The sequence below is a fragment of the Micromonospora sp. NPDC023737 genome (genome assembly GCF_040639715.1).
Lineage (GTDB): Bacteria > Actinomycetota > Actinomycetes > Mycobacteriales > Micromonosporaceae > Micromonospora.
This window is the reverse complement of sequence record NZ_JBFAAL010000001.1, coordinates 456,583-480,961: the sequence shown is the minus strand read 5'-3', so window position 1 is coordinate 480,961 and position 24,379 is coordinate 456,583. Positions and strand designations below refer to the sequence as shown.

The 24,379-nt window shown below is 70.7% G+C and carries 30 protein-coding genes; 23 read left to right on the top strand and 7 right to left on the bottom strand.

Features of this window, described 5'->3' with window-relative positions; genetic code table 11:
* Positions 1-377: 377 nt before the first annotated feature.
* The 4 genes from AB0F98_RS02130 to AB0F98_RS02115 all read right to left on the bottom strand — a co-directional run bounded on the left by AB0F98_RS02130 (position 378) and on the right by AB0F98_RS02115 (position 2,757).
* Positions 378-875 (bottom strand): GNAT family N-acetyltransferase, encoded by a 498-nt coding sequence (locus AB0F98_RS02130; RefSeq protein WP_357727282.1) that lies wholly within the window; start codon positions 873-875, stop codon positions 378-380.
* A 27-nt stretch (positions 876-902) separates the two neighbouring features.
* The gene (locus tag AB0F98_RS02125; RefSeq protein WP_357727279.1) at positions 903-1,367 is read right to left on the bottom strand and encodes a GNAT family N-acetyltransferase; all 465 of its coding nucleotides are present in this window, start codon (positions 1,365-1,367) and stop codon (positions 903-905) included.
* A complete protein-coding gene (locus AB0F98_RS02120; RefSeq protein ID WP_357727276.1) occupies positions 1,319-2,323 on the bottom strand; it encodes an EamA family transporter in 1,005 nt (334 codons plus the stop codon). Before AB0F98_RS02120 ends, AB0F98_RS02125 begins: the two co-directional genes overlap by 49 nt.
* Positions 2,324-2,496: 173 nt before the next feature.
* Complete coding sequence (locus AB0F98_RS02115) at positions 2,497-2,757, bottom strand: Prokaryotic metallothionein (RefSeq protein WP_357727273.1); 261 nt, start codon at positions 2,755-2,757, stop codon at positions 2,497-2,499.
* Between the two features lie 158 nt (positions 2,758-2,915).
* Between AB0F98_RS02115 and AB0F98_RS02110 the strand changes: the two genes are divergently transcribed.
* The 3 genes from AB0F98_RS02110 (at position 2,916) to AB0F98_RS02100 (ending at position 4,672) form a co-directional block, all read left to right on the top strand.
* Complete coding sequence (locus AB0F98_RS02110; RefSeq protein ID WP_357727270.1) at positions 2,916-3,191, top strand: isoamylase early set domain-containing protein; 276 nt, start codon at positions 2,916-2,918, stop codon at positions 3,189-3,191.
* A gap of 100 nt (positions 3,192-3,291) precedes the next feature.
* Positions 3,292-4,026, top strand: coding sequence for a lytic polysaccharide monooxygenase (locus AB0F98_RS02105; protein ID WP_357727267.1), 735 nt, complete (start codon positions 3,292-3,294; stop codon positions 4,024-4,026).
* Positions 4,027-4,087: 61 nt separating this feature from the next.
* Positions 4,088-4,672, top strand: coding sequence for a DUF305 domain-containing protein (locus AB0F98_RS02100; protein WP_357727264.1), 585 nt, complete (start codon positions 4,088-4,090; stop codon positions 4,670-4,672).
* Positions 4,673-4,705: 33 nt separating this feature from the next.
* Here AB0F98_RS02100 and msrB read toward each other — a convergent pair whose 3' ends face one another.
* Entirely contained in the window at positions 4,706-5,110 is a 405-nt protein-coding gene (msrB, locus tag AB0F98_RS02095; protein WP_357727261.1) for a peptide-methionine (R)-S-oxide reductase MsrB, read from the bottom strand.
* A gap of 47 nt (positions 5,111-5,157) precedes the next feature.
* Here msrB and ligD point away from each other — a divergent pair, with 47 nt between their 5' ends.
* The 20 genes from ligD to AB0F98_RS01995 all read left to right on the top strand — a co-directional run bounded on the left by ligD (position 5,158) and on the right by AB0F98_RS01995 (position 23,425).
* Entirely contained in the window at positions 5,158-6,186 is a 1,029-nt protein-coding gene (gene ligD, locus AB0F98_RS02090; protein ID WP_357727258.1) for a non-homologous end-joining DNA ligase, read from the top strand.
* Positions 6,187-6,250: 64 nt separating this feature from the next.
* Positions 6,251-7,186: a tyrosine-type recombinase/integrase gene (locus tag AB0F98_RS02085; protein ID WP_357727255.1), complete on the top strand. Its 936-nt coding sequence runs from the start codon at positions 6,251-6,253 to the stop codon at positions 7,184-7,186.
* 453 nt (positions 7,187-7,639) lie between these two features.
* On the top strand, positions 7,640-7,954 hold the full coding sequence (locus AB0F98_RS02080; RefSeq protein WP_357727252.1) for a hypothetical protein: 315 nt from the start codon (positions 7,640-7,642) through the stop codon (positions 7,952-7,954).
* Positions 7,951-8,115, top strand: a complete 165-nt coding sequence (locus tag AB0F98_RS02075) for a hypothetical protein (protein ID WP_357727249.1) — start codon at positions 7,951-7,953, stop codon at positions 8,113-8,115. Before AB0F98_RS02080 ends, AB0F98_RS02075 begins: the two co-directional genes overlap by 4 nt.
* Positions 8,112-9,206, top strand: coding sequence for an AAA family ATPase (locus AB0F98_RS02070; protein ID WP_357727246.1), 1,095 nt, complete (start codon positions 8,112-8,114; stop codon positions 9,204-9,206). Before AB0F98_RS02075 ends, AB0F98_RS02070 begins: the two co-directional genes overlap by 4 nt.
* A gap of 140 nt (positions 9,207-9,346) precedes the next feature.
* Positions 9,347-9,535, top strand: coding sequence for a hypothetical protein (locus AB0F98_RS02065; RefSeq protein ID WP_357727243.1), 189 nt, complete (start codon positions 9,347-9,349; stop codon positions 9,533-9,535).
* An 89-nt stretch (positions 9,536-9,624) separates the two neighbouring features.
* Positions 9,625-9,813: a hypothetical protein gene (locus AB0F98_RS02060; RefSeq protein ID WP_357727240.1), complete on the top strand. Its 189-nt coding sequence runs from the start codon at positions 9,625-9,627 to the stop codon at positions 9,811-9,813.
* 345 nt (positions 9,814-10,158) lie between these two features.
* A complete protein-coding gene (locus tag AB0F98_RS02055) occupies positions 10,159-11,658 on the top strand; it encodes a terminase (protein ID WP_357727237.1) in 1,500 nt (499 codons plus the stop codon).
* A 64-nt stretch (positions 11,659-11,722) separates the two neighbouring features.
* On the top strand, positions 11,723-14,659 hold the full coding sequence (locus AB0F98_RS02050) for a phage portal protein (protein ID WP_357728996.1): 2,937 nt from the start codon (positions 11,723-11,725) through the stop codon (positions 14,657-14,659).
* Between the two features lie 36 nt (positions 14,660-14,695).
* Positions 14,696-15,295, top strand: a complete 600-nt coding sequence (locus tag AB0F98_RS02045; RefSeq protein WP_357727234.1) for a hypothetical protein — start codon at positions 14,696-14,698, stop codon at positions 15,293-15,295.
* A complete protein-coding gene (locus tag AB0F98_RS02040; RefSeq protein WP_357727231.1) occupies positions 15,292-15,636 on the top strand; it encodes a hypothetical protein in 345 nt (114 codons plus the stop codon). The genes AB0F98_RS02045 and AB0F98_RS02040 overlap by 4 nt, the downstream gene beginning before the upstream one ends.
* The gene (locus AB0F98_RS02035) at positions 15,636-16,043 is read left to right on the top strand and encodes a hypothetical protein (RefSeq protein WP_357727228.1); all 408 of its coding nucleotides are present in this window, start codon (positions 15,636-15,638) and stop codon (positions 16,041-16,043) included. The genes AB0F98_RS02040 and AB0F98_RS02035 overlap by 1 nt, the downstream gene beginning before the upstream one ends.
* Positions 16,043-16,441: a hypothetical protein gene (locus AB0F98_RS02030; protein ID WP_357727225.1), complete on the top strand. Its 399-nt coding sequence runs from the start codon at positions 16,043-16,045 to the stop codon at positions 16,439-16,441. Before AB0F98_RS02035 ends, AB0F98_RS02030 begins: the two co-directional genes overlap by 1 nt.
* Positions 16,442-16,524: 83 nt before the next feature.
* Positions 16,525-16,941, top strand: coding sequence for an HK97 gp10 family phage protein (locus AB0F98_RS02025; protein WP_357727222.1), 417 nt, complete (start codon positions 16,525-16,527; stop codon positions 16,939-16,941).
* Positions 16,941-17,987 carry a hypothetical protein gene (locus AB0F98_RS02020; RefSeq protein ID WP_357727219.1) on the top strand — a complete coding sequence of 349 codons (1,047 nt, stop codon included), beginning with the start codon at positions 16,941-16,943 and terminating at the stop codon, positions 17,985-17,987. The genes AB0F98_RS02025 and AB0F98_RS02020 overlap by 1 nt, the downstream gene beginning before the upstream one ends.
* 5 nt (positions 17,988-17,992) lie before the next feature.
* On the top strand, positions 17,993-21,997 hold the full coding sequence (locus AB0F98_RS02015; protein WP_357727216.1) for a hypothetical protein: 4,005 nt from the start codon (positions 17,993-17,995) through the stop codon (positions 21,995-21,997).
* 12 nt (positions 21,998-22,009) lie between these two features.
* Complete coding sequence (locus AB0F98_RS02010; RefSeq protein WP_357727213.1) at positions 22,010-22,300, top strand: hypothetical protein; 291 nt, start codon at positions 22,010-22,012, stop codon at positions 22,298-22,300.
* A complete protein-coding gene (locus AB0F98_RS02005) occupies positions 22,297-23,004 on the top strand; it encodes a hypothetical protein (protein WP_357727210.1) in 708 nt (235 codons plus the stop codon). Before AB0F98_RS02010 ends, AB0F98_RS02005 begins: the two co-directional genes overlap by 4 nt.
* Positions 23,001-23,240 (top strand): hypothetical protein, encoded by a 240-nt coding sequence (locus tag AB0F98_RS02000; protein WP_357727207.1) that lies wholly within the window; start codon positions 23,001-23,003, stop codon positions 23,238-23,240. The genes AB0F98_RS02005 and AB0F98_RS02000 overlap by 4 nt, the downstream gene beginning before the upstream one ends.
* Before the next feature lie 8 nt (positions 23,241-23,248).
* The gene (locus AB0F98_RS01995) at positions 23,249-23,425 is read left to right on the top strand and encodes a hypothetical protein (protein WP_357727204.1); all 177 of its coding nucleotides are present in this window, start codon (positions 23,249-23,251) and stop codon (positions 23,423-23,425) included.
* A 108-nt stretch (positions 23,426-23,533) separates the two neighbouring features.
* Here AB0F98_RS01995 and AB0F98_RS01990 read toward each other — a convergent pair whose 3' ends face one another.
* Positions 23,534-24,016, bottom strand: coding sequence for a hypothetical protein (locus AB0F98_RS01990; protein WP_357727202.1), 483 nt, complete (start codon positions 24,014-24,016; stop codon positions 23,534-23,536).
* Entirely contained in the window at positions 24,013-24,216 is a 204-nt protein-coding gene (locus AB0F98_RS01985; RefSeq protein ID WP_357727199.1) for a hypothetical protein, read from the bottom strand. Before AB0F98_RS01985 ends, AB0F98_RS01990 begins: the two co-directional genes overlap by 4 nt.
* Between the last annotated feature and the right edge of the window lie 163 nt (positions 24,217-24,379).

Genomic DNA, 24,379 nt, shown 5'->3' with positions numbered 1-24,379 from the left:
CGATGGCCGACGGGCGATGGCCGGCGTCCGGCGACGGTCATCGCGGAGTCGACGGTGCGGGTGGTGATGGGCCGGCCGTCCCGCGTCGGGTGGTGATGGGCCGGCCATCCCGCGTCGGGTGGTGATGGGCTGGCCGTCCTGCGTCGGGTGGTGATGGGCTGGCCGTCCTGCGTCGGGTGGTGCTGGGCCGGCCGTCGCGCGTCGGGTGGTGTTGGGCCGGCCGTCCCGCGTCGGGTGGCTCGGGTCGTCGGGGTGTCGTGGTCCCATATCTGGGGCAGCTCGACAGCGTCCAGACTGGGTGACCCGGAGCGGGCGCCCGGCCCCGAAGCCCGCGACCCGCGCAGGTCACGTCCCGCGCAGGTCACGTCCCGCGCAGGTCACGTCCCGCGCAGGTCCCGGGCCATCACCTGCTCCCGCTGCACGCCGTCGGGCATGAGGTCGCCCAGCTCGCCGGTGGGCATGAAGCCGTGGCGTCGGTACAGCCTGGTGGCCCGCTCGTTGCCCGCCGTCACCGCCAGCCGCAGCCGGTCGGCGCCGACCTCTCGTGCCCACCGGGCCACGGCGTCCACCAGCGCGTCTGCGACGCCGTGGCCGCGGACCTCCGGGTGCACCCACATCGAGATGAGTTCCGCGACCCCGGCGGTGGAGGTGGGCACCCCGCTGGCTTGGCCGACCGGTCGCCCGTCGAGCTGGGCGACGAGATTGTGGGAACCGGGGATCTCGAGGCGGGAGCGCCAGCGCTCCGCGCGGTCGCCGTCGTCCTGCCAGTCGGCGAGCCGGGAGCCGAACGCGTACGGGGCCTCGGCCAGCGCGGCGAGGCGGACCTCGCGCCAGAGCTTCCAGTCGTCGGGGGTGAGCGGCCTGATATCGATCACGAGAGCATGCTCGTGCCGGCGCGCCTCCTACGCGACCTGTTTTCCGTCCGCGGCGCGGCGCATCGGGGTGTGCGGGATACCGTCCTCGACGTACTCCGGCCCGCTGACGGTGAAGCCGTGCCGGGCGTAGAAGCCGACGAGGTGCGACTGCGCCTCCAGCACGCACGGCCGGTCGCCCACGAGGGCCAGCGCCTCGGTCATCAGCCGGCCGGCGTGCCCGCCGCCGCGGGCGTGCGGGGCCACCACCACCCGGCCGATCCGGGCCACGCCGCCCGGGTCGGCGAGGATGCGCAGGTACGCGAGCGGAGTGCCGCCGTCGGTGAGCCAGAGATGCCGCGTGCCCGGCTCGACGTCGCGGCCGTCGAGTTCCGGATACGGGCAGTTCTGCTCCACCACGAACACGTCGATCCGCAGTTTGAGCAGGTCGTGGAACGTGCGGGTGGTCAGGTCCGGGAACGCGGCGGTGCGGACCTCGATCGTCTGCGGAGGCATCCTGCGATCGTAGGTCCACCGGCCTGCGGAGCCAGGTACGTGGCGGCCACCGCAGTGAGCAGCAGCACCCCGCCGGTGAGCACGGGGAGCGGCAGTGGCTCGCCGAGGAGCACGACGGCGAGCGCCGCGGCGGTCAACGGTTCCACGAGGGTGAGCACCGCGGCGACGCTGCCCTCGACGGTCCGCAGCCCGGCGTTGAACAGCACGTACGCCAGCGCGGTGGTGACCAACCCGAGGTGGAGCAGCAGCGCCACGACGTCCGGGCGGGCCGGCACGGTCAGCCCTGCGGACAGGGCGAACGGGGCGAGGGTCAGCGCGCCGATCACGGTGGAGATGGTGGTGAGCGTCATCGGTGGGGTCGTTCGGGAGACGTGCCGGCTCACGAGGGTCGTCGCGGCGTACCCGAGGCCGGACCCGGCTGCCGCGAGCAGCCCCAGCAGCGGTCGGGGCGCCGCCGAGGTGGGCTCGGCCGAAGCCCCGGTGACCAGCGCGAGTCCGGCGACCGCGGTCGCGAGTGTGGCCAGCCGGAACGGGCCGGGCAGCCGGCGGGCCCGGACCGACTCCCAGGCCACGACGAACACCGGGGCCAGGCCGAGGCTGACCAGCGTGGCCACGCCGACTCCGGCGAGCGCGACGGCCGCGAAGTACAGCGCCTGGTAGATGCCGAGCCCGACCCCGGTCGCCAGCAGCGGCAGTGGCGCGGCGCGCAGAGCGGCCAGCGTCGGGCGCAGCCGTGGGGCGGCGAACGCCGACAGGACGAGCGCGGCGATCGCCAGGCGGTGGAAGCCGATGCTGACCGGGTTCAGGCCGGTGGTCTCGTGGACGACGTGTACGACGATCCCGGTGGTGCCCCACAGGGCCCCGGCGACGGTGATCTGGATCAGGCCGGTGCGGACGGGCGAGACAGGCGTGACCGGCGCCGGTCGGGAGGCCGGCGCGGTACGGGAAGCGGGCATGTGTGCGCTCCGAAAGGGTGAGCCGCTGACGGGGGACGACGTCGGCGGAGCGCACAGCGATATGGCCGGTCCGGGTCAACCGGTCGGCGTGGGGCGGCGCGCTCCGTCAGGAGCGCGGGGGAGGCAGAACGCCCTGGAAAGGCCGCATCGGCAGACCATACCGTGGACGCGCGTCAGGAGGGGCGTACGCCGACCGCGTCGCGGATCTCGGCGCCCTGGGTGCCCTCGACGGCGCGGGCAGAGTGCCCACTGCAGAAGAAGCGGCCGTTGACCTCCACCCCGTGCCCCACGATCTTGACCTGGCAGTGCTCGCAGATCGGCGCCAGCCGGTGGATCGCGCACTCGAAGCTGTCGAAGGTGTGGGTGTCACCGCTGACCGTCCGCACCTCGAACGCCATCCAGTAGTCGTTGCCGCAGACCTCGCAGGTCGCCATCAGAACCCCCTGAATCGTGACATTTGCCTCCCAGGTTGCAGCAGTGCGATGGCGGGGGCAGGACGAATGCGGCTATCCGTGTCGCCGCCGGCGGCGTGTCGGCTCCCGCGTGTCGCCCGTTGTGCCTGGTAGACCGCCCTGAGCCCTGGAGGTACCTCGTGATCAAGCGCAGCAGGCTCTTCGGCAATCAGACCCGGGTCACCTTCTGCCTGCCCCGTGACGTGCCGCCCGGAGCGGTGAGCGTGGTCGGCAGCTTCAACGACTGGGAACCGGGCCGGCACGAGCTGGTTCCGCGTCGCGACGGCACCCGGACGGTGACCGTGCGGTTGCGCCCGGGGGAGTACCGGTTCCGCTACCTGGGCACCGGCGGGGTCTGGCTCGACGACGACACGGCCGACCGGGTGGACGAGCAGGGCAGCATCCTGATGATCTGAGACCTCGGGAAACGTCCCGCATCCATCGACGAAAGTCTTTACAGTTAACAAAGTTTAATTTATGTTGGTGGCATCTTCATCACCCCGCGGAGGTGCCACCATGCGTCGAAGGATCACCCTCCCGGTCGTGGCGGCGGGCGCCGTCCTGTCCTCGCTCGCCGTCGCGGCCCCGGCCCAGGCCCACGGCTACGTATCGTCGCCACCGAGCCGGCAGGCGCTCTGCGCGCAGAACCGGGTCCCGGACTGCGGGCAGATCAAGTACGAGCCGCAGAGCGTCGAGGGCCCCAAGGGGCTGCGCAACTGCCACGCCAACATCGCCCACTTCGCGGTTCTCAACGACGACAGCCGGGGCTGGCCCGCCACCTCGGTCGGCGGCACGGTGACGTTCACCTGGATCAACACGGCCCGGCACGCCACCAGCAACTGGGAGTACTACATCGGCGACACCCGGGTGGCCGTCGTCAACGGCAACGGCCAGCAGCCCGGGGCGACGGTGTCCCACACCGTCGATCTGAGCGGCTTCTCCGGCCGGCACAAGCTCCTCGCCATCTGGAACATCGCCGACACCGCCAACGCGTTCTACTCCTGCGTGGACCTCCAGATCGGCGCAGGTGGCGGGCCCGGGCCCACGCCCACACCCACCCCGACACCGACGCCGACGACGCCCGGACCCACGCCGCCCCCCGCCTCGGGTGGCACCTGGACGGCGGGCCGGGCCTACCAGGTCGACGATCAGGTCACCTACGGCGGATCGACGTACCGCTGCCGGCAGGCGCACACCGCCATCGCCGGCTGGGAACCGCCGAACGTGCCCGCGCTGTGGAGCCGGATCTGACCGTGCGGGCGCGGCCGCCGTCCCAGCGTCGAGCCGCGCCCGCCCCAGGTGGGAGAGCGACATGACCCGGCTGGCCGTGGCGGCCCCGCTCGTCGCCGTGCTGCTGGCCACCGGTTGTGCGGCCGGCCCGGCGGACGATCCGCCCGCACCACCGGCGAACGCGGTGCCGGCACCCGATCACTCGGCGCTGCGGACGCCGAGCGGGCTCGACCTGATCTTCCTGGGCGTGATGGCGGCGCACACCGAGCAGACCCTGGAGACGGTCCGGTTGACCCGGGACCGGATCTCCGATCAGGAACTGCGGACGCTGGTCGCCGCGATCGGCGCGACGGAGACCGACGAACTGGCCACCATGCGCGCCTGGCTGCGAGCGGCCGGCCCGGCCGCGGACCGGCACCGGCACGACCACTCGGGGCACGGCCTGTCCGCCGCCGACCTGGCCCGGCTGCGCGACGCCACCGGCACCGAGGTCGACCGCGTGCTGCGCGAGGTGCTCGCCGAACACCAGCAGGCGGCCGCCGACCTGGCCCGCGCGCACCTGGCCGCCGGCACCGACGAGCGGGTACGCGACCTCGCCCGGCGTATCGAGCAGTCACGTACCGCCGAGGTGCGGCTCCTCACGGGCCGACCGCCCGCCGGCCGATGAACCGATGGATGGCCGACTCGCGTCGGCCATCGTTCAGCGGGGTTCGAGACGGATGGAGATCGAGTTGACGCAGTGCCGGGTGTCCTTGTCGGTGAAACCCTCGCCCCGGAACACGTGCCCGAGGTGGCTGTCGCAGCGTGCGCAGCGGATCTCCGTACGGACCATCCCGAGGGTGCGGTCCTCGATCTCCTTGACCCGACCGGGGATGGCGTCGTCGAAGCTGGGCCAGCCGCAGTGCGAATCGAACTTCGTGTCACTGGAGAAGAGTTCGAGCCCGCAGGCCCGGCAGTGGTAGACCCCGGGGGTCTTGGTGTCGACGTACTCGCCGGTGAACGGTCGCTCGGTGCCGGCCTCCCGCAGCACCCGGAACTCCTCCGGGGTCAGCCGGACACGCCACTCGTCCTCGGTGCGGGGCAGTTCAGTGTCTTCCAGACTCACCGGGCAACCGTACGCCGGATGTCGGAGGCTTCGCATATGGTCGCCTGATGGGTGGCACCACGAAGGCAGCCGTCACCGAGGTCGAGGTCGCCGGTCACACCGTACGGCTGACCAGTCCGGACCGGGTGATCTTCCCGCAACGGGGCTTCACCAAGGCTGACGTCTTCAACTACTACCTGTCCGTGGGTGATGGCATCCTGCGGGCCCTGCGCGACCGCCCCACGACGTTGCAGCGCTTCCCCGAGGGCGTCGAGGGGGAGATGTTCTTCCAGAAGCGGATACCGGCCCGGGGCGTGCCGCCGTGGGTGGAGACCGCCGAGATCACCTTCCCCAGCGGGCGTACGGCCGCGGAGCTCTGCCCGGTCGACCTCGCACACGTGGCGTGGGCCGCGCAGATGGGCACCGTGGTGTTCCACCCGTGGCCGGTGCGGGCCGCCGCCGCCGACCACCCGGACGAACTGCGCATCGATCTCGACCCGCAGCCGGGCACCGACTTCGCCGACGCCGCCCGGGCCGCCGGTGAGTTGCGCACCGTCCTCGACGAGTTGGGCGTCGCCGGCTGGCCGAAGACCTCCGGCGGCCGGGGTGTGCACGTCTACCTGCGTATCCAGCCCCGCTGGACGTTCGTGGAGGTGCGCCGGGCCACCATCGCACTCGGCCGGGAGCTCGAGCGGCGCCGCCCCGAGCTGGTCACCACCTCCTGGTGGAAGGAGGAGCGTGGCAGCCGGGTCTTCGTCGACTACAACCAGATGGCCCGCGACCGCACCATCGCCTGCGCGTACTCGCTGCGGGCCAACGCCCGGGCCACCGTCTCCACGCCGGTCACCTGGGAGGAACTACCCGACGTCGACCCGGACGACTTCGACCTGGCCACCGTTCCGGCCCGGCTGGCCGAGCAGGGCGATCCGCACGCCGGTATCGACGGCGACCCGTGGGACATCACCCCGTTGCTCGAGTGGGCCGACCGCGACGCCGCGGCGGGGCAGGGTGATCTGCCCTACCCGCCGGACCACCCGAAAATGCCGGGCGAACCGAAGAGGGTCCAACCGAGCCGCGCGAGGCGGTCTACCAGGTAAAACGTCCATCCGTCGAGCGTGGACAGGGGTAGCATAACGCTGACTCACCGGATAATCTACCTCCGTGACGTCATCCCCCGAGATCGCCGACCTGGCCGCATCGTTCCGCCGACACCTGCGCGCCGCCGGCAAGGCCGAGCGGACACAGATCCTCTACGGACAGAGCATCAGGTTCTTCTGCGAGTGGCTCACCGCGCAGGGCCGGCCCACGACGCTCGACCAGCTGCACCGCCACGCCGTCACCGCGTGGCTGGCCGACCTCGCCGAGCGCGTCGACATCGAGACCGTCCGCACCCGGCTACGCGGGATGCGCCGGTTCTGCCGCTGGCTCGCCGCTGAGGGTGAGATCGACAAGGCCCCGACCGAGGGCGTGGAGATGCCGGCCCGTGCGGAGAAGCCCGTGCGGGTGCTCACCGACGACGAGCTCGGCCGCCTGATCAAGGTGTGCCAGGTGCCCCGCGGGAAGGCCGGCCAGTACGACCGCCGCATCTTCGACGGCCGCCGCGACGAAGTGCTCATCCGGCTGCTCGCCGACTGCGGACTACGCGTGTCCGAACTGGTCGGGCTGGACTACCCCGAACACGTCGACCTCGACCAGGAGATGGTCTACGTGACCGGGAAGGGCAACCGGCCGCGGGTGGTGCCGTTCGGCGCCCGCACCGGCCAGGCCATCGACCGGTACCTGCGGGTCCGCGCCGCCCACCCGTACGCCTCGCGGACACCGCGGCTGCTGCTCAGCGAGCGCGGGCCGATCTCGGCCGACGGGGTGCGCTGGCGTCTCGAGTCGCTCGGCAAGGTGGCCGAGGTGCCCGACCTGCACCCGCACGCCTTCCGGCACACGTTCGCCCACCGCTGGCTCGCCGAGGGCGGGCAGGAGCGGGACCTGATGCAGTTGGCCGGCTGGCGCTCGGACGCCATGTTGTCGGTCTACGCGAGGTCGACGGCCGTGGAGCGGGCACGGGGTGCGCACCGCCGGATGGGGCTGGGGGACCGGCTCTGATGGGCCTGCATGGGCCAAGCTGGCACGCCGCGCCCGACTGTGACGCAGCTAACACTCTTTCGCGGACGAAACCCGCTGAACGTCCGGTTTGCTCCGACCTGCTCCGTGTTGCTCAGTCCTGCTCAGTGAATACGCCTGACTGCGCCCCCCGCCGCTTTCGCGAGCGAACCGGTTCTGGGGCTATGGAGGCTCAGTCCCGGGTGCGGACATGCGAAACCCCCGCCGCTCAACGCTAGGATGACGTCGAAGCCCGCGGGGGTTTCACGGATGTAATTCACTCGCTCGCCCAGGTTGCAGCCTTGGCGACAAGCGGAGTGCATGGCGTTGCAGCGCTATGCACCCACGCGCAGCGTACAACGTTCGCCCACGAACGGCGAGACGGATGGTTGTACGTTGTGCAGCGCGTCGCACCCAGGTTGCAGCCTGGTGCGGGCCAACCCTGGAGGTTGACCCGTGCCTGCGCACGACCCCACCGAGCGCGCCCTGCTCGCTCGCGTCGCCGCCCACACCAGGTGGGCCCAGACTCCCGACCGCACCGCCGCGACCGCCGGCGCCCGCAAGGCGTTCCGCGACCGCTTCGAGCGGGAAGTCGACCCCGACGGCACGCTCCCTGAGGCTGAGCGGCTCCGTCGCGCCGAGTCCGCACGCAGTGCCCACTACACCCGGCTGGCGCTCAAGTCAGCCCGTGCCCGCCGACTCCGGCGCGAGGCCGACGCCCTCGAGGCCGAACTGGACGGCGAGTTCATCGCCGAGGGCGGTGCGGCATGAGCGACAACCGGATCCGCAACCACCGCGACGACGCCGCAGCCTGGCGCCGACGCCAGGAAGCCGCCCGACGGCTGCCCCCGATGCCGTGCGGCTGCCGGGACCCGCTGGAGCGCGCACACCGGGAAGGGCGCTGCCGCTACCGCCGGCGGGGTGACCGGTGACCATCACCGACGCCCAGATCGCCGACGAGGTCATCGGGTCCGGCTTCGTGGACGCCCTCGCCGAACTGGAAGGCCGCGAGCCCGACGACGCCCCCCCACCCGAAGAGGAATGGGGGCAGCGGCTGCCCGACGAGCCACCCGAAGAGCCGCTGTTCATAGACGTCGCGCAGATCCTCGCCAACGGGCTACCGAAGCCACCCGCGCCGGTGCTGCTGCGCCGGGAGGACGGACACGCCCTGTTCTACGCCGCCAAGGTGAACGTGCTCTTCGGTGACCCGGAATGCGGCAAGACGTGGATCGCCCTCGCTGCCGCTGTGGAGGCGCTACAGGGCGGCCGGCGGGTCGCCGTCATCGACCTCGACCACAACGGCGCCGCGGAGATCCTGTCCCGGCTGCTGATGCTCGGTGCCACCCCGGCGATGCTCGGCGACCCCAACCGGTTCCGCCTGGCCGAGCCGGAGGACACCGAAGGGTTGATCCTCGTGGTGGCGGCGCTGAGGGCGTGGCGGCCCGCTGTGGCCATCGTCGACTCCCTCGGTGAGCTGATGCCGCTGCTCGGTCTGTCCAGCAACAGCCCCGACGACTACACGTCCGGCAACCGGCGGGTACTCACCCCGCTGTCCAACGCCGGCGCGGCCGTCATCGCCATCGACCACCTGCCCAAGTCCGAGGACGCCCGCTCTCACGGGCAGACGGGCACCCTGGCGAAGCGGCGCACCATCAACGGCATCTCGCTGCGGGTCACCGTCGCCGAGCCGTTCGCCCCCGGCCGCGGGGGTGCCGCGTCCATGACCATCCACAAGGACCGCCCCGGTGGCGTTCGCGCGCACTGCCCGGCCAACGGCAAGAGCCAGCCCGCCGGACGGTTCGTCATGACCGCCCACCCCGACGGCACCACCACGTGGAAGGTCACCAAACCCACCGTCGCCTCAGCCCCCGGACTGGTCCCGGACGCAGACGTCGCTGAGCTTGACGGACTGGTCCCGCCGCCCACCAGCAAGAGGGACGTTCAGGACCGCCTCAAGTGGGGGTCGGACCGGGCCCAAAAGGCACTCGCCAGGTGGCGTGACCTGCGGAAAGACGACGAATGAGCACCCCGCCGAGTCCGCCAGGACACCCGATGGTCCTGGTCCTGGGTGTATACACCCGCACCCAGGACCGGACCACCTGAGGGCGGTCCTCAGGACCACGCAAGGACCACTTCAGGACCAGGACCACTGAAGGAGAACCCGTGAACACCCCAGCAGAGGAATTCGCCGTCCGAGTCATGGAGGGCACGGAGCTGGAAGCGCAGCTCAAGCGGCGTGGAATCACTCTCAGCGCCGACCAGGAACTGAACCGGGCCATCCAGGCGTACGCCTGCGCATTCGCCCGGCACGCCGTTGCCATCGCCTACGACGTCCAAGCCAAGAAGGGCTGACCCATGTTCACCATCGAAGTCGGCGACAACCTCGCCTTCGTCCTGGCCCTCACCTCCGTCGGCTGGATCATCACCCGGATGGCGAAGCGATGAGCGACCGCCTCACCCGCTGCCGCTACCGGCGCCGCAACGACGACATGTGCACGGGCGAAGCCGTAGACCCCGACGGTGACGTGCTGCTCTGCCAGAAGCACCTCGGCCGAGCGGTCGCCCTGGTGCGGCACGCAGCCGTCCAGCGGCTCGCACGCCAGAAGCCCGCAATCCGCAAGCGCACATGAGCAAAGCGTGGGGCAAGGGCAGCACCAGGGCATGGCGTAGAACCCGTGCCCTGGTGCTGGCCAGGGATGGGGGGGTGTGCCAGGTACGCCTACCCCAGGTGTGCACACACACAGCCACACACGTACACCACACACGAGGCAAGGCAGCAGGCGACGACATGCGCTACCTCGTAGCCAGCTGCGCACCATGCAACCTCGCCATCGGTGATCCAACGAAGAACGCCGACCCGAAACCGAAGCCACGCACGCGATGGTGAGCCCCGGTTTTCCCCGCCAGCCACCCCCACGGACAGCCCGCTCTGTCCCTTTTCTCTCTCCCCCGAACGAGCCAGATCGGAGCAGATCGTGACCGCCACGCTCGCGAAGAGCCGGGTTCTCGGCAAGACCGAGCCGCGGCTGTACACGCCGCCCTTGCGCAAGCTGACCCGGAAGACGTCGTACGGGTTCGCTGTCATCGACTTCGCGCGTGACGTGCTCGGCGAGCCGCTCGACCCGTGGCAGGAGTGGCTGGTGAAGCACGCCGGCGAGCTGCTCCCGGACGGTAGGCCGCGGTTCCGCCAGGTGCTGGTGGTGGTGGCCCGCCAGTCGGGCAAGACGCACCTGCTCAAGACGCTGTCGCTGTTCTGGCTGTTCATGGAGAAGCAGCCGCTGGTGGTCGGCATGTCGACCAACCTCAGCTACGCGATGGAGTCGTGGCTGAAGGCCGTCGAGCAGGCCGAGGAGTCGCCGAAGCTGTCGGGGCTGGTGGAGAACGTGCGCCTGGCCAACGGCGAGCAGCAGATGACGACGGTGGACCGCTGCCGGTACAAGGTGGCGGCGTCGAACCGGCGCGGCGGCCGGTCGCTGTCGATCGATCGGCTGATCCTCGACGAGCTGCGGGAGCATCACGACTGGTCGGCGTGGAATGCTGCGGTCCCGGCGATGAACGCCCGCCCCAACGCGCAGGCGTTCGCCATCACCAACCAGGGCGACGACCGGTCGGTGGTGCTGGACTCGCTGCGGGAGTCGGCGCTGCGGTTCATCGACTCGGGCGAGGGCGACCAGCGGCTGGGCATCTTCGAGTGGTCGGCGCCGGAGGGCTGCGAGCTCGACGACCCGCAGGCGTGGGCGGCTGCCAACCCGAACCTGGGCCGCCGGGTACACCCCGACGACATCGCCGGTCCGGCTGCTCGAGCGAAGGCCGCCGGCGGCGAGGAAGAGGCCGGGTTCCGTACGGAGATCCTGTGTCAGCGGGTGCGGATGCTGAACCCGGCGGTGGATCCGCGCAAGTGGGAGGACTGCCTCGACGTCGGCGACCTGGCGGCCGTGCGGGCGCGGGTGGCGCTGTTCCTTGACGTGGCGCCGGACCAGCGGCACGCGACGCTGGCCGCCGCCGCGGTGCTCGCCGACGGGCGGACCCGCGTCGAGGTCGTGGCGGCGTGGGATGGGCAGGGGTGCACGGACCAGCTGCGCCGGGACCTCCCCGCCCAGCTGGCCCGGGTCCGCCCGCAGGCGCTGGGCTGGCTGCCGAACGGTCCGGCGGCGTCCCTGGCTGCCGACCTCGCCGACCGTGGCCGGACCGGCTGGCCGCCGCGCGGGGTGAAGGTGGAGGAGGTGCGCGGCGAGGTGTCGGCGCTGTGCATGGGCTTCGCCGAGCTGGTCACCGCCGGCCAGGTGCTGCACTCCGGTGACCCGCTGCTCGACGCGCACGTGGGCGCCGCCGAGCGGCTGCGGCGCGGTGACGCGTGGGTGTTCAGCCGGAAGGGCGACGGGCATGTTGACGCCGCGTACGCCGCTGCTGGTGCCGTCCATCTGGCGCGGACGCTGCCGTCGCCGGTGGGGAAGCCGCGGGTGATCGTCGCCTAGTAGGTGGCGCAACCACATAAGTAGGCCCGCTACATGTAGACGCGCTACACTTGGGGTCGTGGGGATGCTGCGGCGCGCGTGGGACTGGTTCAACGCCAGTCCCACTGCCGTGTTTTCTGAGTCCGCGCCGCGCCCGGTCGACCAGCTGCTGCTGGCACGGATGGACCGCGTCGGTGCCCTGACGGTGGGCCGCACTGAGGCGCTGTCGGTGCCCGCGGTGCTCAAGGGCCGCAACCTGATCTGCTCGATCGCAACGTTGCCGCTGGTGCAGCGCCGGCCCGACCGCCAGGTGGCGGAGAACCCGCTGTTCGCGCAGTTCGACCCGGACGTGGCCAACGTCGTGCACCTGTCGCAGACTCTCGAGGACCTCGTCTTCGACGGCATCGCGTGGTGGCGGGTGACCGCGTTCGGCTGGGACGGCTACCCGACCAGCGTCCGCCGACTCGACCCGGCCGCCGTGTCGCTGACGCCGCCGTCGACCCGCGCGCCGGCGCCGCTGCCGTCCGGGCTCGACCCGCGCGACGCGGTGGTGTACGTCGAGGGCCGCCCGGTGCCCGCGTCGGAGATGATCCGCTTCGACAGCCCGAACCCGGCCGTGCTGGACGTGGCAGGCGAGGCGATCCGCGAGGCGATGCTGCTGAAGCGGGCCGCGTCCGCGTACGCCGACGACCCGCAGCCCACATCGTTCTTCACCCCCAGTGAGGGTGCCGACCCGGCGGACGACGACGACATCCGCGAGATGCTCGACGACTGGAAGCAGGCCCGCAAGCAGCGCAGCACCGCGTACATCCCGGCCGCGCTGAAGTACAACAGCGTTTCGCAGCCGTCCCCGCGCGAGCTCCAGCTGGTCGAGCTGAAGCGGCAGGCCGGGCTGGAGATCGCCAACGCGTTCGGCGTCGACCCGGAAGACCTCGGCATCAGCACCACCAGCCGCACCTACGCCAACGTCATCGACCGTCGGCGGGACCGCATCAATGACGTGCTGGCCCCGTACATGCGGGCGGTCACTGACCGCCTGTCGATGGGTGACGTCACGAAGCGGGGCTACACGGTCACCTTCGACTTGACCGACTACCTCAAGAGCAACCCGACGGAGCGTTGGGCGACCTACACAGCGGCGAAGAACCTGGGAGCGATGAGCGTGGAGGAGATCCGCGAAGCGGAAGGCTGGGCGGACCTCCCTCTGGCCGCGCGGCCAGAGGAGCAGCCCGCAGAGCGGCCGGAGCAGGTGGAGGCGGACACTCCCCCGGCGATGACGTTCGACAGCCCGTCGGGGCTGACGTTCGACGCTGAGGTGACCGGGTTCTCCGTGGACACGGAGACCCGCACGGTGGAGGGCCTGGCGATGCCGTACGGCCGTGTCGGTCGTAAGAACGGCATGGCGTACCGGTTCGACCGGGGATCGCTCCAGTGGGCCGACCCCGGCCGCGTGAAGCTGTACGACGTCCACCAGCAGGCGATCGGCCGTGCGCTTGAGCTGACCGATACCCCGGCGGGCCTTCGGGTGAAGTTCAAGGTGGCGCGCGGCGCTGACGGGGATCGACTGCTGGGCCTGGCCGAAGACGGGGTCTACGACGGCATGTCCGTTGGCGTGGACTTCGACATGACCGCCGACACCGTCCCGGACCCGCGCAACAAGGGCGTGACGCTGGTGCGCCGCGCTGACCTTCGCGAGGTGTCGCTGACCCCGATGCCCGTGTTTGACGACGCTCGCGTGACCAGAGTGGCCGCGAGCAGAGATGAGGAGAACGACATGTCCGACGCGACGACTGAGCCGCAGGCTCCCGCCGCCCCGGCCGACGCGCCGGGACAGACCTTCGACATGGACGCGCTGGCGGAGAAGGTGGCCGCCAAGCTCCGCCCCGAGCAGGAGGAGCGCCAGGTGGTCAACCCGACCCGACTCAACGCCAGCGTGAGCGTGAACGAGTCGCTGCCCTACCGGTTCTCGTACCAGGGCGGGCGGCACATCTTCGAAGCGGGCCCCAACGGCTACGACTTCTCCACCGACCTGTTCGGCGCGATCAACAGCAACGGCGCGGACCAGGAAGCGCTCAAGCGGGTCAACGCCCTGATCCACGCCGCGTTCGACGTGGACCGGGCGGACACGGCGGCGCTCAACCCGAACGCCTACCGGCCCGACATGTGGCAGCCGCAGATGGACTACGCCACCCCGCTGTGGGACATGATCGCGTCGGGCACCACCGACGGGCGCTCGTTCGACGTGCCGAAGTACAACAGCTCCTCGGGTCTCGTCGGTCCGGCCACGGAGGGCACCGAGCCCGCCGCCGGCGCGATGACCGTCACGGACCAGACCATCACCCCGACGCAGGTGTGGGGCAAGGTCGAGATCACCCGCCAGGCCGCGCGGCGCGGCGGCAACCCGCAGCTGTCCGGCATCATCTGGGACCAGATGCTGCGGGAGTACTACGAGGACCGGGAGGCGGCTGTCGCCACCTTCCTGAACACCCTCACGGCGGCGGCGGACATCACGCTGACCGGCACCCCGCTGACCACGCCGGACAACGACGACGACCGGGTGACCGCGAGCGACCTGGAAGCGGCCATCGCGGGTCTCCAGTTCGTGCGGGGCGGCAACCGGTTCCGCGCCTTCGCCGTGCACCAGGACCTGTTCGAGGTGCTGGCCCGGGTGAAGGACGCGTCCGGCCGGCCGCTGTACCCGATGATCAACCCGCAGAATGCCAACGGCACCGCGGCGTCGCTGTTCTCCACGCTGAACATCGCGGGCACCACGGCCGTCCCGGCGTGGGCGCTCGGCTCGGGCGGGCAGACCGCCCCGGTCAACTCGTGGCTGTTCGACCCGGCGAAGGTCCGGGGCTGGGCGTCGGCGCCGGAGCGGCTGGACTGGAACTTCGGGGCGACCGTGCAGACGGCGAACATCCCGCAGCTGTCGCACGTGACCATCGGCATCTACGGCGACATCGCCCTGGCCAACCTCGACATCAACGGCGTCCGTCAGGTCGTCTTCGACCCGTCCGTCTGATCCGTCCGAACCGAGCCTCGAGGGGAGGTGACCGTCATGGGGGTACAGGCCTTGTCGCCTGACTCGGTGCTGCTGCCGATCGGTGGCGTGTGGGAGATTGCCGTCTCCGTCACCGACGTGGACGGGCTCCACGTCGACACCGCGCCGACCGTGACGGTCACCCTCCCCGCCGGCTCGACGGCCACCCCGACGGTCGAGCGGGTGTCGGCCGGCGTCTACCGGGTGCTGTACGAGGCTGGCACGTCCGGCCGGTACATCGCCCGCGCAGTCGCCGGAGCGTACGGGGCTGCCGACTTCGCTGCGTACGCTCTGGCCACCACCGCGGGCACCGCCATGCCGGACGTCCCCGCGGTGGTCGCCTACCTCGGCGGGACCTCGTTCACCGACGAAGAAATCCAGGACGCCCTGGACGCCGAGGCCGCGGCCCAGCGGGCCGTCTGCCGCGTCCGGGCCGTCTACCCGGACGACCTGCGGCAGGCGCTGCTGCGCCGTGTGCAGCGGAACCTGGCGATGCGGCAACTCCCCCTCGCGGTGCTCCAGGGCGACGCCGAGGGCGGGGACTCGACGGTGCTGCCCGGCCGCGACCCGGAGGTCCGGCGCCTCGAGGCACCCCACCGGAAGCTGGTGGTGGGATGAGCCTCGCCACCGACCGAGCCGCCATCAAGGCAACCCTGGACACGGTCGACGACGTCACCGGCTACGAGTACCGGCCGCGGACTCCGAAGATGGGCGACGCGTGGCCGGTCATGCCGTCGCTGGAGTTGCAGGACGGGCTGGTGTGGCGGCCCACCTGGACCGTCGTCGTCTTCCTGGCGCAGGACGAACGCAAGGCGTCCGAGTGGATGGATGAGCACTTCACTGCCCTGGCCGACGCGCTGCGGGGCGGCAACACGTTCCCCGACTCCGCCGAGCCGGCGCTGATCGCCACCAACGGCGGGGACCAGTACGTACTCGAGATCACGGTCAGGAGCCACTGATGGCGTTCGTCCACGGCAAGAACACGTTCATCTCGCTCGACGGGGACGACCTGTCGGCGTACACCAACACCAGCGAGATCACCAAGACGGCGGACTCGCACGACGTGACCACCTACGGCAAGAACTCGCACGTCTTCACGGGCGGGCTCAAGGGCGGCACGGCCACCATGGGCGGCATCTACGACAACACCGCCTCAACCGGCCCGCGGGCGGTCATCGACCCGCTGATCGGGGCCACGGTTGAGCTGATCCGGCAGACCGAGGGCGCCGGGGCTGGCAAGCCTCAGGACAAGGTCGACGTGGTGGTCACGCAGTACGTGGAGACCTCCCCGGTGGCCGACATGGTCACGTGGACGTGCGAGATGCAGCTGTCCGACGACGTCGACACCACCGCGCAGGCCGCGTGATGGACAAGGCAGCCCTGTTCGCTCCGCGTCTGCCCGAGGACGACGTGGAGGTGCCCGGCATCGGCACTGTGCGGGTGCGCGGGCTCAACAGGTCCGAGGCGATGGACGTCGGGAAGATCGACGACCTGGCGTTGCGGGATCGCACGCTCATCGCCATCGGTCTGGTGGACCCGAAACTCAGCGTCTCCGAGGTGAAGCGGTGGGGCGAGGCTGCCCCGGCCAGCGAGCTGGAGGCGGTGTCCCGCCGGATCGCTCAGCTGTCGGGGATGCTGCCCGACTCGGTCAAAGAGGCGGTGAGGGAGTTCGAGGCCAACCCGGACGCCGAGTTTCGCGCACTTCCTGGCGCAGGAGCTGGGGATGACGGTGGCCCGGATGACGGCGGAGATGCCGAACGCTGAGTTCGTCGCCTGGCAGGCGTACTACGCGCGTAAGGCGCAGCGGGAAGAACTGGAAGCACTGAAGGCGAAGGGGGGAGTCGGCCGTGGTAGCTGAAGCGATTCGCATCGACGGGCTGGCGCAGTTCTCCCGGAACCTGCGCAAGCTCGACAACGACCTGCCGAAGGCGATCCGTCTGGCTGGCAACGAGGCCGCCGAGCTGGTGGTGAAGGGCGCCAAGTCGTCGATGCCGAAGCGTTCGGGCCGGGCGGCGCGCACGGTGAAGGCGAAGTCGACCCGCACCGCGGCTCGTGTGTCGTCTGGGTCCGCTCGGGTGCCGTACGTGCCGTGGCTCGACTACGGCGGCGAGGGACGTAAGCGGGGCCGCCCCGCGTACCGGACGTTCAAGAAGGACGGCCGGTACGTGTACCCGTCGTTCTACCGCCAGCGTGACGAGATCCAGCGGGTGCTGGAGCAGGGGCTGCTGCGAGTCGCCAAATCCGCAGGGGTGGAGGTCGACTGATGTCCAGCAAGCAGCAGGTAACCCTCACCTTCGCCGGCGACGCGTCCAAGCTGAAGAGCGCCTTTGACGAGGTCGGCCAGGCCTCACGGGACATGTCCCGTGAGGTGTCGGAGTCGGCCAGCAGCTTCGACCGGGTGGGCGAGGCCAGTGACACGGTCGACACGAGGGCGATGGGTTTCCGCGACACGCTGACCGGTCTCCAGGACGGTTTCGCAGGCGTCAAGCAGGCCACCAGCGAGGGCCTCGGCTTCGAGTCGCTGCTGCTGCTCGGCTTCGGTATCGGTGACCTCGCCAGCGGTATGACGAACTTCCTGGTGCCCGCGACGAAGTCAGCCGTGGAGTGGCTGGGGAAGACGAAGGTAGGCACCCTCGCCACTGCCGCCGCGCAGAACGTGGCCGCTGCCGGATCGAAGATCTGGGCCGGCGCGCAGTGGCTGCTCAACGCGGCGATGAGCGCCAACCCGATCGGGCTGGTGGTGATCGCCATCGTGGCGCTGATCGCCATCGTCGTGCTGATCGCCACCAAGACGACATGGTTCCAAGATCTGTGGAAGGCGATCTGGTCCAAGATCGGTGACCCGGTGAAGGCATCCTGGGACTGGATCAAGAAAACCTCGTCGAAGGTATTCGACTGGCTGACCGGCCTGCCAGGCAAGCTGAAGTCCGCGTTCAGCAAGGTCGGCGGGTTCATCTCCGCGCCCTTCAAGGCCGGATTCAACCTGGTGTCTAAGGCGTGGAACAACACCATCGGCCGGCTGTCGTGGTCGGTGCCTGACTGGGTGCCTGGCCTCGGCGGACGGAGCATCAGCGCCCCGCGGCTGCCCACGTTCCACTCCGGCGGCACGGTGCCTGGGCGGCCCGGTGAGAACGTCCTCGCGGTGCTGCAAGCGGGTGAGCGCGTCTCGTCCCCGTCCGCGTCGCGCGGGGGCGGGTCGACGCTGGTCATGCAGTCCAGCGGGCGCGCTGTCGACGACCTGCTGCTGGAGCTTCTGCGCGGCGCCATCAAGGTGCGCGGCGGTGACCCCGTCGCGGTGCTGAGGAGCTGACTGCCGTGGCATTCCCCGACGACCAGGTGGCCACCGAGGTCGACCTGTACCTGGGTGACACGCTCGGCTGGGTCAACGTGCTCGACGCCGGCCACGTCCGGCACTCCGTCGCCGACTCCGGCGGCGGGATCACCATCACCCGCGGCCGCCCGAACGAGGGCCGGGAACCGGACCTGACGCAGTGCAACCTGGTCCTCAACAACAAGGGGGGCCGGTATTCGCCGCGTAACCCGAACAGCCCCTACTACGGGCTGCTGGGGCGGAACACGCCGATCCGGGTGCGGGTCGGTGACCTCGGCGCCGCCGGCGCGGTCGCGTTGACGGGCCCGGCGAAGACCCCGTCGGCGGTGACCACCCCGGCCCACACGAGCCTCAACGCCGCCGGTGACCTGGACATCCGGATCTGGGTGCGGCTGGTCCGCTGGGCGACGGGCAGCGTGTTCGAGTTGGTCGGCAAGTATTGGGCGACCGGCACTGAGCGCGGTTGGGCTATCGACGTGGACGGCGTCGGGGTGCCGGCGCTGCTCTGGTCGCCGGATGGCACGCTCGCGTCTCGGATCACCCGCCGGGCGTCGGAGCCGGTGGTGTCGCCCGATGGGGGCCCGCTGGCGCTGCGGGTGACTCTCACGCGCGCGACTGGTGTGGTGCGGTTCTACACCGCGCCCTCGCTGGCCGGGCCGTGGGTGCAGCTCGGCACGGACGCCAGCCCCGCTGGTGCCACGTCGGTGGCGGCGTCGCCGAACGCGGGCATCGAGCTCGGCTCGTTCGGTGGACTCACCGACCAGCCGGCCGCCGGCGAGCTGTACGGCTTCGAACTGCGCATCGGCGGCACCCTCGTGTGCTCGCCTGACTTCACCCAGATGCAGCCGGGACAGACGGCGCTGACCGACGCGCAGGGCCGCACGTGGACCCTGGCTGGCAGCGCCGTGGCCATCGACCGGGCCGCCCGCTTCTACGGCGAGGTGTCGTCCTGGCCGAGCAGGTGGAACGCTGCGGGCACCGATCAGTGGGTGCCGGTCGACGCGGCCGGGATCACCCGCCGTCTCAGCCAGAGCACCGCCGTAACGTCTCCGCTGCGCCGCACCCTGACAGCCGTCGACCCCGCCGGGTACCTGCCCCTCGAGGAAGGCACGGACGCGACCCGGCCGACCCCGGCGACGCAGAGACCCACCACCGCCACCTCGACGGGCGTCACCTACGGCGAGGAACAGGGGCGGCTACCGGGCAGCCGGTCCGTGGCGAAGCTGACCGCGTCGTCGTCCATCACGACGACGGTGACACCGCGGCCTGGGTCGCAGGAGCATTCGCTGCTCGCGTTCCTCAAGCTCGCGGAGATGCCGGCCGGCGGGGACCAGACCTACCTGCGGGTGTACTGGTCTGGGGGCACGGTGGCCCGGTGGGACTTCCAGATGTCCGGCGGCGGCTACCGGTGGATCGGCTACGACGGCAGCGGGGATGTCGTCTCCGATCACAACTTCAACAACGCCAACCACCCGCCCACCGACTGGCTGATCATGTACGTCGAGTGGTCCGTGTCGGGCGGCACCGTCACATTGCATCCGTGGGTGGCCAACGCCGGCGACAGCACTTTCTCGAACGCGTCGTGGACGTACACAGGCACGCTCGGATACCCGACCCGGGTTGAGGTGGTCGGAAACAGCGACCTCCAGGACGCGCTGCTGTCACACCTGGCCGTCAACGACAGCCCGATCTTGCTGTCGGCGGACTTCGCCGCGATCAGCACCGCGTACACCGGCGAGAAGGCCGGCGAGCGGATCGCCCGCGTGTGCGGCGAAGCGGGCATTCCGATCACGTTCTGGGGCGCACCGGACGACACCACCGTGTGTGGGCCGCAGCCCATCGTGCCGCTGCTCGACGCTCTGCGCGACGCCGCAGCCGCAGATGGTGGGATCCTGCTCGACGCTCGCGGGCATCGCGGTCTGCATTACCGGACCCGCAGCAGCCTGTACAACCAGACGCCGATCGAGCTGGACTACACGCACCTGTCGGCGCCGTTCGAGCCGACCGACGACGACGACGCGACCAGCAACGACATCACCGTGACAAGGCCGGATGGGGCGTCGTCGCAGGCCGTGCAGCTCGACGGGCCGCTGTCAGTCCTGGATCCGCCTACCGGTGTCGGCAGGTACAGCACGTCGGAGACGATCAACGTGGCGGGCGACCACCAGCTGCCCGACCTCGCTGGCTGGCTGCTGCACCTGGGCACCGTCGATGAAGCCCGGTACCCGCGTATCCGGCTCAACCTCGCCGGCACGCTCGCCGACGACCAGGCGCTCACGCGGCAGGTGGTGCTGGCCGACGCCGGTGACACGGCGGCGATCGGTGGTCTGCCGGTGTGGCTGCCGCCCGGCCCTGCCGGTGTGGTGGTGCAGGGCTACACGGAGACGATCGACGGCTACGACTGGTCGATCACCTGGAACGCGTCGCCGTCGTCCCCGTGGGATGTGGCGACCGTGGACGGCGACCGGCGGGTGGCCGCGGACGGGTCGGCTCTCGCGACTGGCCTGTCCGGCACATCGCTACTGCTGGGTTCGTCCCTCGACAACGGTGCGTGGACCCAGGACCCGGGAGACTTCCCGCTCGACATCCGTGTGGGCGCAGAGCGGGTGGTTTCCGACGGGCTGCGCGGCTCGGACGGGTTCGACCGGACGGTGTCCGGCGGGTGGGGCACGGACCCGACCACCGGCTTGACGTGGGCAGTGTCCGGGGGGACGGGCGCACAGTACGGGGTCGCGTCGGGCGGGGCGTGGCATGACGTGGAGGTCATCAACGAGACCAGGCGGACGCGTCTGCCGGTGTCGCTGCTCGACGTCGAGGTGTTGGCGCTGGTCGCCTCCAACAAGCTCGCGACCGGCGGCAACCAAGAGTGCTCCCCGATGCTGCGCATCGATCCGAACGACATCGGCGGAACCTACTACTACACGGAGGTGGAGTTCTCCACCACGCAGACCGTGCGGGCGCGGATCGTCCGCAGGCAGGGTGGCGTGGACACGCCGCTGACTACGGCGTTCGACATCCCCGGCCTGACGCACGCCGCGAACCGAGTGTTCCGGGTGCGCTCGTCTGCGGTCGGCGACCTGATCCGGATGAAGGTGTGGCGGGACGGGACCGACGAACCGTCGGCGTGGACCGTGTCGGTCGTCGACACCGCGCCGCTGCTCACCCCCGGACAGGTCGGTCTCCGGTCCACCCTGGATCCGCCGAACACCAACGTGCTGCCGGTCCGGTTCATGTGCTGGCACTTCTCGGTCACCGGGTCCGGCATCGCACCGGCGATCGTTGACACGTTCACGCGCTCCACCTCCAACGGGTGGGGGACGGCCGACACGGGACAGTCCTGGACGACGGTGGGCACAGCATCGGACTACGCGGTGGCGGGTGGCTCCGGGCGGCACATCCACACGAACGTGAGCACGCTGAGGCAGTCGTACATCGCCCCCGGCGGGTCCAGAAACTTCACGCACGTGTTCGACATTCAGATCCCGGTCATGCCGGCCGGCGGGGGCATCTCGGTGTGGGCGGTGGTGCGTGAGGCTGACACCTCCAACTACTACGCCGCGCAACTGCTGGTCGCACCCGGTGGGGCGGCGACGCTGGCGTGGTTCAAGCGGGTCGGCGGCAGCCTGTCGGCGCTCACTTCCACCACCTCGGTGGGGACGCACACGTCGGGGGCGTGGTGGCGGGTCAGTGCCGCCATGTACGGCACGTCGTTGCACGCGAAGGCGTGGATTCCGGCGTCGGCGGAGGAACCGAGCTGGCAGGTCATCGCCAACGACACCGCGCTGGCCGCGGGCACGCAGGTGGGGATCCTGTCCCGGCTGGAGTCGGGGAACACGAACACCCTGCCAGTGACCCTGTTTGTGGACAACTTCGTCGTGACCAACCCGCAGACGGTCACGTTGTCTGCGCGCGGCGTCAACGGCATCACGAAGACCTGGTCGGCCGGAACCGAAGTCGACGTGTGGCAGCCAGCGGCCGCCGCACTGTGAGAAGGAGATGAGATGCCCCTTGCGTCGGGTATGAGGCTGACCCCGGAGCGGATCCGGGGCCGGCAGTCGGGCACCGTCACCGTGGCGATCAGCGGGGCGAACAACGCCAGTGTCACCGTCCCGTTCTCGCCAGCGTTCTCCGCCACTCCGGTGGTGGTCGGGACGATCGCCAGCACGTCCGGCACGACGATCGGGGCGACGCTGCGAGTGTTCGCCGTATCGGCGACGTCGGTGACGTTCAACGTGGCACTGACGGCGACGAGCACCATCGAGGTGCCGGTGAACTGGATCGCAGTCGAATGAGCGGCTACTACCTGGCGCCGGCCCTCGAGGTGCTGCGGGCGGAGATCAACGAGCGGTGGCCGGGCCGGGACCGGGCGTCGGACGGCTGGATCGGGGATGCCCGGCATCAGGCCAGCAAGAGCGATCACAACCCGAACGAGCGCGGCAGCGTGGACGCGATCGACGTCGACGAAGACGGCCTGGACTTCGCCACCGTGTTCGCCGCCATCAGGCGGCACCCGTCGGCCCGCTACGTCATCTACGAGCGGCGCCTCTACCACCGGCTGCGCGGCTGGCGGTCCGAGCCGTACGACGGCGACAACCCGCACGACAAGCACTTCCACATCAGCATCGATCAGACCCGGGCGGCCGAGCAGGACCGACGCCCGTGGGGACTCTTGGAGGACGACATGCAGCTCAGCGACAAGGTCAAGCTTCGTACCGGCGGTGAGGTGGCCTACTCGGGCGACACGACCACCGTCGCGGGCATCCTCACCTCGACGAACTACTACGTCCTGCAGGCGCGCAACAGCCAGTTGGCCCAGTTGGCGGGGGTGCGTACCGAGCTCGCCGCGCTGCGCGGTGTCGTCGAGCAGCTCGCCGCCACGATCACGGCTGGCGGCGGATCGGTGGACACCGCGGCGATTCTCGCCGGGGTCGACGAGCGCATCGGCCAGGTCCGCGACGAGCTCGCCGACGAGCTGGCGGCGAGGCTGACGACGTGAGCGACCCGCTCGGCCCGGTGCAGATCACCTCCCGGGACATCTACGACCAGGTGGTGCTGCTCCGCGACACCGTCAACCAGCTGGTCAACCAGAACATCGGCCACGCCGACGACATCCGCGACCACGAAACCCGAATCCGGTCGCTGGAGTCCCGGCAGTGGCCCCTGCCCGCCGCCGCGGTGCTGCTGTCCCTCGCGTCGCTCGGTATGGCCGTCCTGCCCCAGATCATGAACTAGGAGGAACCGTGAAGGTCAACCCGTACGCCAAGGCCGTAGTGGGCGCCGCCGTCGCCGGACTGACCGCGCTGGGTACCGCCCTGGCCGACAACACCGTCACCGCCAGCGAGTGGGTGGGCGTCGCCGTGGCCACGCTCGCCGCGCTGGGTGTCGTGTACGCCGTCCCGAACCGGCCTGCGCCGTGACCAAGAGACCGAAGCCGTCCCCGACGCCGAAGCCGAAGCCGACCCGCACCACACGGCCGACGGGGCCGGCAGGCACACGCCCACCGGCCCCGCCTCGAGGTCGCTGACCTACTGCTCGTCGTCGGGCAGGTCCCCGTGCTCCCGGAGGTTGTCGATCCACCGGTCGCGTTCGCGTAGCCACTGCTCGATCTCGACCACCACCGACTCGCCGTCGATGTCCTTCGGTGGCACCGAGTCCCACAGCGCCTTGTCCTCAGCGTCACCGAGCACGCCCGCCTCCCGGGCCAACTCGGTGACGTTGTCGTCGGACCACCAGCGGCGTTCCTCTTCCTCCTCCTCGCCCTTGGCTGCCTGCTTCCGCACCCACTCGGCGAGGGCTTCCGGGTCGTCGCACATCTCCACCAGCGCCTGGTACAGGTCACGCTCGCCGAACCGGCGGCCCATCATGACGCCGACGTCCATGGACAGCTCGGCGGCGTGGTCCATGGCGTCCTTGGTGTACCGCTGCCGCTTCGAGCGGCTGCCCAGCGACACCCGGGCCGGCCGCCGGTTGTGCTGCTCCCACCGCTTCGGGCGGAACTCCCGCTTCACCGGCCACTCCTGGCCAGGTCCAGCAGGCGCCGCAGCTGGTACGCCAGCACCTGGCCCTGCTCCATCGGCAGGTACAGGTAGCGGACCTCGCCCTGCTCGGTGACCTCGAGGGCGAGCATCGGCGCGCCGTCTGCCGGGCGCCACGTCTGCTCCAGCCAGAGCCGCATCGGCACGGTGGCCGCGGCGGTGTTGGCGGGCATGGGCCGGCTGTGGTGGATGCCGTCGACACGGCAGATGGGTCCGCGACCACACCAGCGGGGGTGCTCTGTCGGGGCACGGTCAGTACGCTGTTCCATGGGTCGGACCTCCGGTGTCCGGTCAAGTCGTCCCGGGCGGGCGCTGGAATCGCCGCGCCCGGGGCGC

Coding starts and splice junctions, on each gene's coding strand:
- AB0F98_RS02125 (WP_357727279.1), bottom strand. CDS start 1,367: ATGCCTCCGCAGACGATCGAGGTCCGCACCGCCGCGTTCCCGGACCTG.
- AB0F98_RS02120 (WP_357727276.1), bottom strand. CDS start 2,323: ATGCCCGCTTCCCGTACCGCGCCGGCCTCCCGACCGGCGCCGGTCACG.
- AB0F98_RS02115 (WP_357727273.1), bottom strand. CDS start 2,757: ATGGCGACCTGCGAGGTCTGCGGCAACGACTACTGGATGGCGTTCGAG.
- AB0F98_RS02105 (WP_357727267.1), top strand. CDS start 3,292: ATGCGTCGAAGGATCACCCTCCCGGTCGTGGCGGCGGGCGCCGTCCTG.
- AB0F98_RS02100 (WP_357727264.1), top strand. CDS start 4,088: ATGACCCGGCTGGCCGTGGCGGCCCCGCTCGTCGCCGTGCTGCTGGCC.
- ligD (WP_357727258.1), top strand. CDS start 5,158: ATGGGTGGCACCACGAAGGCAGCCGTCACCGAGGTCGAGGTCGCCGGT.
- AB0F98_RS02075 (WP_357727249.1), top strand. CDS start 7,951: ATGAGCGACAACCGGATCCGCAACCACCGCGACGACGCCGCAGCCTGG.
- AB0F98_RS02060 (WP_357727240.1), top strand. CDS start 9,625: ATGAGCGACCGCCTCACCCGCTGCCGCTACCGGCGCCGCAACGACGAC.
- AB0F98_RS02050 (WP_357728996.1), top strand. CDS start 11,723: ATGCTGCGGCGCGCGTGGGACTGGTTCAACGCCAGTCCCACTGCCGTG.
- AB0F98_RS02045 (WP_357727234.1), top strand. CDS start 14,696: ATGGGGGTACAGGCCTTGTCGCCTGACTCGGTGCTGCTGCCGATCGGT.
- AB0F98_RS02040 (WP_357727231.1), top strand. CDS start 15,292: ATGAGCCTCGCCACCGACCGAGCCGCCATCAAGGCAACCCTGGACACG.
- AB0F98_RS02035 (WP_357727228.1), top strand. CDS start 15,636: ATGGCGTTCGTCCACGGCAAGAACACGTTCATCTCGCTCGACGGGGAC.
- AB0F98_RS02030 (WP_357727225.1), top strand. CDS start 16,043: ATGGACAAGGCAGCCCTGTTCGCTCCGCGTCTGCCCGAGGACGACGTG.
- AB0F98_RS02020 (WP_357727219.1), top strand. CDS start 16,941: ATGTCCAGCAAGCAGCAGGTAACCCTCACCTTCGCCGGCGACGCGTCC.
- AB0F98_RS02010 (WP_357727213.1), top strand. CDS start 22,010: ATGCCCCTTGCGTCGGGTATGAGGCTGACCCCGGAGCGGATCCGGGGC.
- AB0F98_RS02005 (WP_357727210.1), top strand. CDS start 22,297: ATGAGCGGCTACTACCTGGCGCCGGCCCTCGAGGTGCTGCGGGCGGAG.
- AB0F98_RS01985 (WP_357727199.1), bottom strand. CDS start 24,216: ATGCCCGCCAACACCGCCGCGGCCACCGTGCCGATGCGGCTCTGGCTG.